Origin of the sequence: Nesterenkonia massiliensis (assembly GCF_000455245.1) — a bacterium.
GTDB lineage: Bacteria > Actinomycetota > Actinomycetes > Actinomycetales > Micrococcaceae > Nesterenkonia > Nesterenkonia rhizosphaerae.
In genome coordinates this window covers 56,885-62,849 of the sequence record NZ_HG005167.1, presented here as the reverse complement: position 1 = coordinate 62,849, position 5,965 = coordinate 56,885, and the positions used below count along the sequence as shown (strand labels likewise).

Genomic DNA, 5,965 nt, shown 5'->3' with positions numbered 1-5,965 from the left:
CCGCAGAATCCGGCGTACCGCTACGCACACTTTCCCGTTGGGCGGCACAGTACCGCGCTGAGCCGAGCTCCGGTGGCCTGGATCGTCCCCGCCGGGCTGATAGCGGCAGACGGCGCATCCCGTCTGAGCTGGTGGAGATGATCGAAGCGCTGGCGCTTGGATCTCCTGAGCCCACGGCCGCGTTCATCCATCGCCGCATCAGCGACATCGCCGCCGATCGGGGACTCACCGTGCCGAGCTATTCCAGCGTCCGGGCGGTCATCGCCGGCATTGACCCGGGCCTACGCACCTTGGCCCAGCACGGCGACGCCGCCTACCGAGACCAGTTCGAACTCGTCTTACGCCGAACAGCAGTACGCCCGAACGAGCAATGGCAGGCCGACCACACGCTTTTAGACGTCGCGATTCTGGACAAGACCGGTGCCCCGGCCCGGCCCTGGTTGACCGCGCTGCTGGACGACTACTCCCGTGCAGCGTCTGGCTACACCGTCTTTCTCGGTGCTCCGAGCGCCGAGCAGACAGCGCTTGCCTTCCACCAAGCCGTCAATCCCAAGACGAACCTTGCCTGGCCGGTCTGCGGATTGCCCGAGGTGCTCTATTCAGACCACGGCGCCGATTTCACCTCCGCCCGCCTTGAGCGGGTTTGTCTGGACACCAAGGTCCAGCTCATCCACTCTCGGGTCGGTGTCCCGCAAGGCCGCGGGAAGATCGAGCGGTTCTACGGCTCCATAGGCGGCGATGACGCGTTCCCGGTACTCCACCAATGAGGTGATGGTCGCGGCTTCGGCATTCCGGGCTATGACTCGCTGCTTCCATGCCACACTAAACTCCAGTCCCCCAGCGAGAACTCTTAGATGCTCAGGCATGGGAGGGGCACTGCTGGCGCTGCTGGTGGATGAAGCTGCCATGGTGATCGCCCCTTGTACCGGCCTTGCGCCCTGGCTTTATACCTGTGCGCGCCCTTCCATCTATCGAAGCTATGTTCTATTCGTTCATGCTGTTCAATACCTTTCGAGATATCTTGAGCATCCTCGTAATGCGCATGGGGCATGGGACATGACGCGATCCCCGCGAAAAAGCCTTCACTGGACGTCCCACCTGTCCCATCGGACCGCATTACTGCTCCAGCCACTGCGCCATTCAGAACCACGACACGCTTGAGCCCGATCACCCCACGCGGATAGGCCGATAAAGTTATCTGCATGACCGATGATTCTTCCGAGGACACTACTTACCGCCCCGGACTCCCTTTCCCGGGCGTCCCCACACCTTTCCCGGACGAAGATGAGCGCCTTGCTCGCCTGGAAGCAGCCGGAATACCGGCCGAGTACCACGAATGGATGGGCCCTCATGGCATCACGCCCCTGGGGGCGAAACTCGGGCTGGTCTACCGCGAAATGCACCCGGATAAAGTGGTGGCAACTATCCCGGTGGCCGGAAATGAGCAGAATGTTGGCCTGCTGCACGGCGGCGCCCATCTGGCCCTAGCCGAGACCCTAGGCTCTGTGGCCACCATCCTGCACGCCCGGGTGAATCTGGGGCTCGAGTATCCGGTAGTGGGGACAGAACTCGGTGCCACCCATCATCGCGGCGCCACCGAGGGGCTGGTCTGGGCCACCTGCATCCCACTGAACCTGGGTAAGCAGCTGGCCAGCCATGAGATTGTCATGCGCGATGACCAGGGACGACGACTGTCCACGGCGCGGATGACAAATATGATCCTGCACCCGCGGGGCTGACCCACTGCACACTGTCCACTTCAGCGAACGGCGTGGCGGTTTTGGCACAGTGGCGCGTAGCTTGCTAAAGTAAACAGGCGCTCAAAGGGCGCCTGCCGGGGGTGTAGCTTAATGGTAAAGCCCCAGCCTTCCAAGCTGGCTACGCGGGTTCGATTCCCGTCACCCCCTCGCTGAAGGAAAACCCCTGACGTTCTACGTAACGGACAGGGGTTTTTCTGTATCTGCACCGCCGAAGGAGAGCCTGTGCGAGCATCGGATCTTAGAACGGTCACTGCCGAAGCGCGAGACGCAGCCCGCAACCACCGCCTTCGGCTTGCCGTGATCATCCCAGTCTTCAATAACGGTGAGCTTCTGCGTACCAGGGCCTTCCCATCGCTGGTGAACTCCGCCTACTTCGCGCAGATGCACATCCTGCTGATAGACGACGGCTCCACCTATACCGCCACTCGGGAAGCGGTGACAGAGCTCGCGGTGGCTCATCCCAATGTGACGGCATTCTTCCATCCCGAGGGCGGGTCGGGTTCAGCGTCCCGGCCGCGCAATACCGGGCTGGAACTCGCCTTCACTGACTACCTCACGTACCTGGATCCCGATGACGAGATGCTCGACGACGGGTACTGGAAGCTCGTGGAGGATCTTGAGGCGGAGCCGCGCGCTCAGTTCGCCCTGGGAGACGAGATCACCGACCGCAATGGTCAGCAGCGGCTGCTGCCGAATAGACCGCACTATGGCAAGCTCGCCGATGCCGAGGGTCTGATCCGGCTCAGCAAGAATGCGCTGCGCCGAACCGGATTCCGCCCAACCTCTATCGAAGCAATGGTGGTGCGTACTCAGTGGCTTAAGGAACAAAAACTGCAGCAGGTGGAAGGCGCAGCCGGCCAGGACACCCTGTTCTTCTTGCAGGTTCTCCAAGCCGCCGATGTCTGTCTGCTGCGTGATGAGCCCGTCTACATATATTACGCCGATGTGGCGGGATCCATGGTTAATGCAGTGGGCCCAGGGTACTTCCACAAATGTCTCACCCTGGAGAAGGCCCAGGTGAAGTGGCTGCAACAGGAGGGCCTCCTCCAGGACTATCTGGAGACTCGCTTCGAGAAGTTCTTCGTCACCTGGTACCTGCGGCAGTTCTCTCGTGTGCAGCCCGAGCACCGTCAGGAGGTTCGTTCCCTGCTATGGGAAATTGCTTGCTGCTACCTCTCCGACCCACGGGCGCACCGGTGGCAGTATCCACAGAGCATGTGGTTCTTCCGTAAGCCCGGGTTGCCTTCCCTTGAGGGCTTGCGCCCATGGGCTGCGCAGGCGAAGCTGCGTGGCTCAGCCGCAGCCGGACAGGCCCGGCAGCTGACTGAGGGGGCGCTCACTCGGGCTGAGCGTCTGGCCGCGCGTATTCGATCCGGCGGCGACCAGCCAGAGCGGTGATCATACCCAGACCTTCATGCCAGTAGTAATGGTCTTTGAAGGTCACTGGTTTGCGCCTCAGCTTCTTGGCGGAGACCCGAGCTGCGCTGTATCCCAGCCGCAGGACGCCTTCTCCTGCGATCCGCAGCGGCACAACTGGACCTGGGAGACGACGGCGTATCTTCAGTGTGCGCACGTATCCGCCGCGTGAGGCTCGCTGGTGCAGCCACGCCTGAGTGGAGCGGTCTGCTGGAATGGTCTCGTAGATGAGAACATCTTTGGTCCACCAGTACTTCGCCCCGGCACGCTGCATCCGCTCAAAGAGATCGGAATCCTCTCCCCCGGTGAAGTTGAACATCTCATCGAAACGCATCCCGCGTTCGGCAAACCACTCGAAACGCACCAGGGAGTTGTGGGTGGCTGGCCTGCGCGGATACGGACCTTCCGGATGCTCCAACTTTCGGACAAAACCGTAGTTGGTAAGCCATTCTGGTTCGCCCTCTTCAAACACCGGAAGGACCGGGCCCGTCACGGCATCAGCCCCGGTGGCATTGGCGGTGTCGATCATGGCGCTCAGCCAGTGGGAGGGAACGTATTCGTCGTCGTCGATGAATATCACCGCCTGCGCGTTCTGCGGCACCGCGTCCAACGACGCGTTACGGGCCGAAGAGATTCCCGGCACCGGCTGATGCAGGTACACCGCGCTGGGCAGATGCTCGGCTACGGTCTGTGCCGCGGCGGGCTCAGGCGCGTTGTCCACGATGATGACCTGCGGCGCGGTCAAGGGGGAATCGGCCGGCAGACGTACGGCAGCAAGTGAGTCCAGCAACTGAGCCAACAGCTCGTTGCGCTGATATGTGCACACCAGGATCCACGTGCCCTCTACAGTGATCTGGCTGGAGCCCGGTTTATTGGGCATTGCGGCTTCCCCCCGCGATCTTACCTATCAGCTGGCCTACTGGCTCATCGGGCAGTTGGGTGTAGCTTTCAGCCTCACCCGTGAACGCCGAAGAACCGCCTTCCTCGGACAACTCCAGATACTCCAGGAAGCCTTGCATATTCTCATTCTTCAGAGAGGTCTGCAGCAGCTGCATCATGTCTTCATCCGGAAGGATCACCTGTGCGCCGCCGGTAGTCACGGCGGGCTCGCCAGTGGGCATGGTGAACATGTGGATGTCATTGGCCCGCAGGTTGCGCATTTCCATGGCGTAGCCGGCCACTGTCTCCGCATTCAGTGCCGAATCCACCTCCATGAACGGGACAAGGGACTCCACCACATTCATCACCCGCTGCGGATTGGTCAGCGTGTCTCCGGAGAGAAAACGCTGCACGATGGCTTTGACCACACGCTGCTGGTTCTGCACGCGCATATAGTCACCGATGGGGAAAGACTTGCGCTCGCGGACGTACCACAGCGCTTCCTCGCCCTCGAGACGAATCTCCCCCTCTGGGAAGAAAACCGGATCATGCTCGCGGCCGGAGAATGCCTGAGGATTGTCCACGTAGACTCCGCCCAGTGCCGTGGTCAGATCTGAGAATCCTTCGAAGTCGATGACCGCCACATGGTCGATATGGGTATAGAGCATTTCCTCGACCATATCCACCACGAGCTCATATCCGCCGGCTCCCAGCGCAGAGTTCACCCTGCCGTATCCATGCCCGGGCACCTCGACCCACAGATCGCGCATGATGGACATGACATAGACCCCGGATCGATCCGCCGGAATGTGCACGAACATGATCACGTCCGAGCGCGCTCCGCCTTCTCCGGTCCTGGCGCGGTAGTTTTCCTCATCATCACCACGGGAGTCGCTTCCCAGCAGCAGCACATTGATGGTGCCATCTGAGGTCCGGTATGCGCTGTCATCGGCAAGATCAAGCTCTTCAATGACATTGCGGTTGTCATCGAAGGTGGTCTGCAGCTGGCGCAGATAGAGTCCGGCGATGACAACGGCGGCGATGACCAGCACAGCTATCACGCCCAGGACAATAGCGATGATCTTAGTGCGGCGTCGTGGTTTCTTCTCGCTGGCAGAGGCCTGTGTGCTGCCCTTGCCCGCCATTGGTTCCGGAACGACTCCTCCGCGTGCGCGACGCGGCCGGTGCGGCTGTGGGCCGGGCTGCTGCGGTGGTCGCTCAGCCACTGACCTCTCCCTGTCCTGATAACGACGGCGCAGCCTCGAAGCGGCCCAGTACCAGGGTGAGAATATCGGCCTGGCCCTCGCCGGAAGTGAGTTGCTCCACTGTCACGCGTGCTGCTTCTCTTTCGGCTTCCTTCTTCGAAGGGCCCGCCCCATTGCCATAGGACACACCGCCGATCACCAAAGTGGCGGTAAAGGACTTATTGTGATCAGGCCCGAAATCCTCAATCAGGTACTTGATATCACCCAGCCCGCGCTCAGCGGCCAGTTCCTGGACGGTGGTCTTCCAGTCCTTGCCTGCTGTCATCGCCTCTTTGTCCTGCAGCAGCGGAGTCACCAGCCGCAGGACCAGCTGCCGGGCGGTTTCGATATTGGTGGAGAGATAGGCAGCACCAATCAGGGCTTCCATGGTGTCGGCAAGGATGGAATCCTTCTCAGCACCTTTAGTGCGCATCTCCCCTTCACCCAGCCGAATATGCGGACCAACGCCTAAGCTGCGAGCGATCCGGGCCAGAGCCCGAGTGGAGACCAGGGCTGCGCGCAGCTTAGCCAGATCCCCTTCGGGCAGGTCTTCGAAGGTGCGATACAGAAAATCAGTGACCGCCAGGCCAAGGACCGAATCGCCGAGGAACTCCTGGCGCTCGTTGGTGAGCAGCCCTTCGTTCTCGTAGGCGAAGGATCGGTGTG

General features: G+C 61.3%; 6 protein-coding genes and 1 tRNA gene. 4 read left to right on the top strand and 3 right to left on the bottom strand.

Annotated features, from left to right (window positions below):
• The 4 genes from TX78_RS05855 to TX78_RS05840 form a co-directional block, all read left to right on the top strand.
• On the top strand, positions 1–767 hold a 767-nt coding region (locus tag TX78_RS05855), incomplete at its 5' end, for a DDE-type integrase/transposase/recombinase (RefSeq protein ID WP_233722183.1).
• A gap of 435 nt (positions 768–1,202) precedes the next feature.
• Positions 1,203–1,739: a hotdog fold thioesterase gene (locus TX78_RS05850; protein ID WP_044494601.1), complete on the top strand. Its 537-nt coding sequence runs from the start codon at positions 1,203–1,205 to the stop codon at positions 1,737–1,739.
• Between the two features lie 97 nt (positions 1,740–1,836).
• Positions 1,837–1,907, top strand: a tRNA-Gly gene (locus tag TX78_RS05845).
• A 75-nt stretch (positions 1,908–1,982) separates the two neighbouring features.
• On the top strand, positions 1,983–3,158 hold the full coding sequence (locus TX78_RS05840; RefSeq protein ID WP_044494599.1) for a glycosyltransferase family 2 protein: 1,176 nt from the start codon (positions 1,983–1,985) through the stop codon (positions 3,156–3,158).
• Here the strand turns inward: TX78_RS05840 and TX78_RS05835 are convergent.
• From TX78_RS05835 to rnc, 3 genes are all read right to left on the bottom strand, one after another.
• On the bottom strand, positions 3,097–4,056 hold the full coding sequence (locus tag TX78_RS05835) for a glycosyltransferase family 2 protein (RefSeq protein WP_044494598.1): 960 nt from the start codon (positions 4,054–4,056) through the stop codon (positions 3,097–3,099). The two genes, TX78_RS05840 and TX78_RS05835, sit on opposite strands and share 62 nt — an antisense overlap.
• Positions 4,046–5,281, bottom strand: coding sequence for an LCP family protein (locus tag TX78_RS05830; protein ID WP_147640434.1), 1,236 nt, complete (start codon positions 5,279–5,281; stop codon positions 4,046–4,048). The genes TX78_RS05835 and TX78_RS05830 overlap by 11 nt, the downstream gene beginning before the upstream one ends.
• The coding region (gene rnc, locus TX78_RS05825) for a ribonuclease III (RefSeq protein ID WP_044494596.1) at positions 5,274–5,965 on the bottom strand (692 nt) is incomplete at its 5' end. The genes rnc and TX78_RS05830, both read right to left, overlap by 8 nt.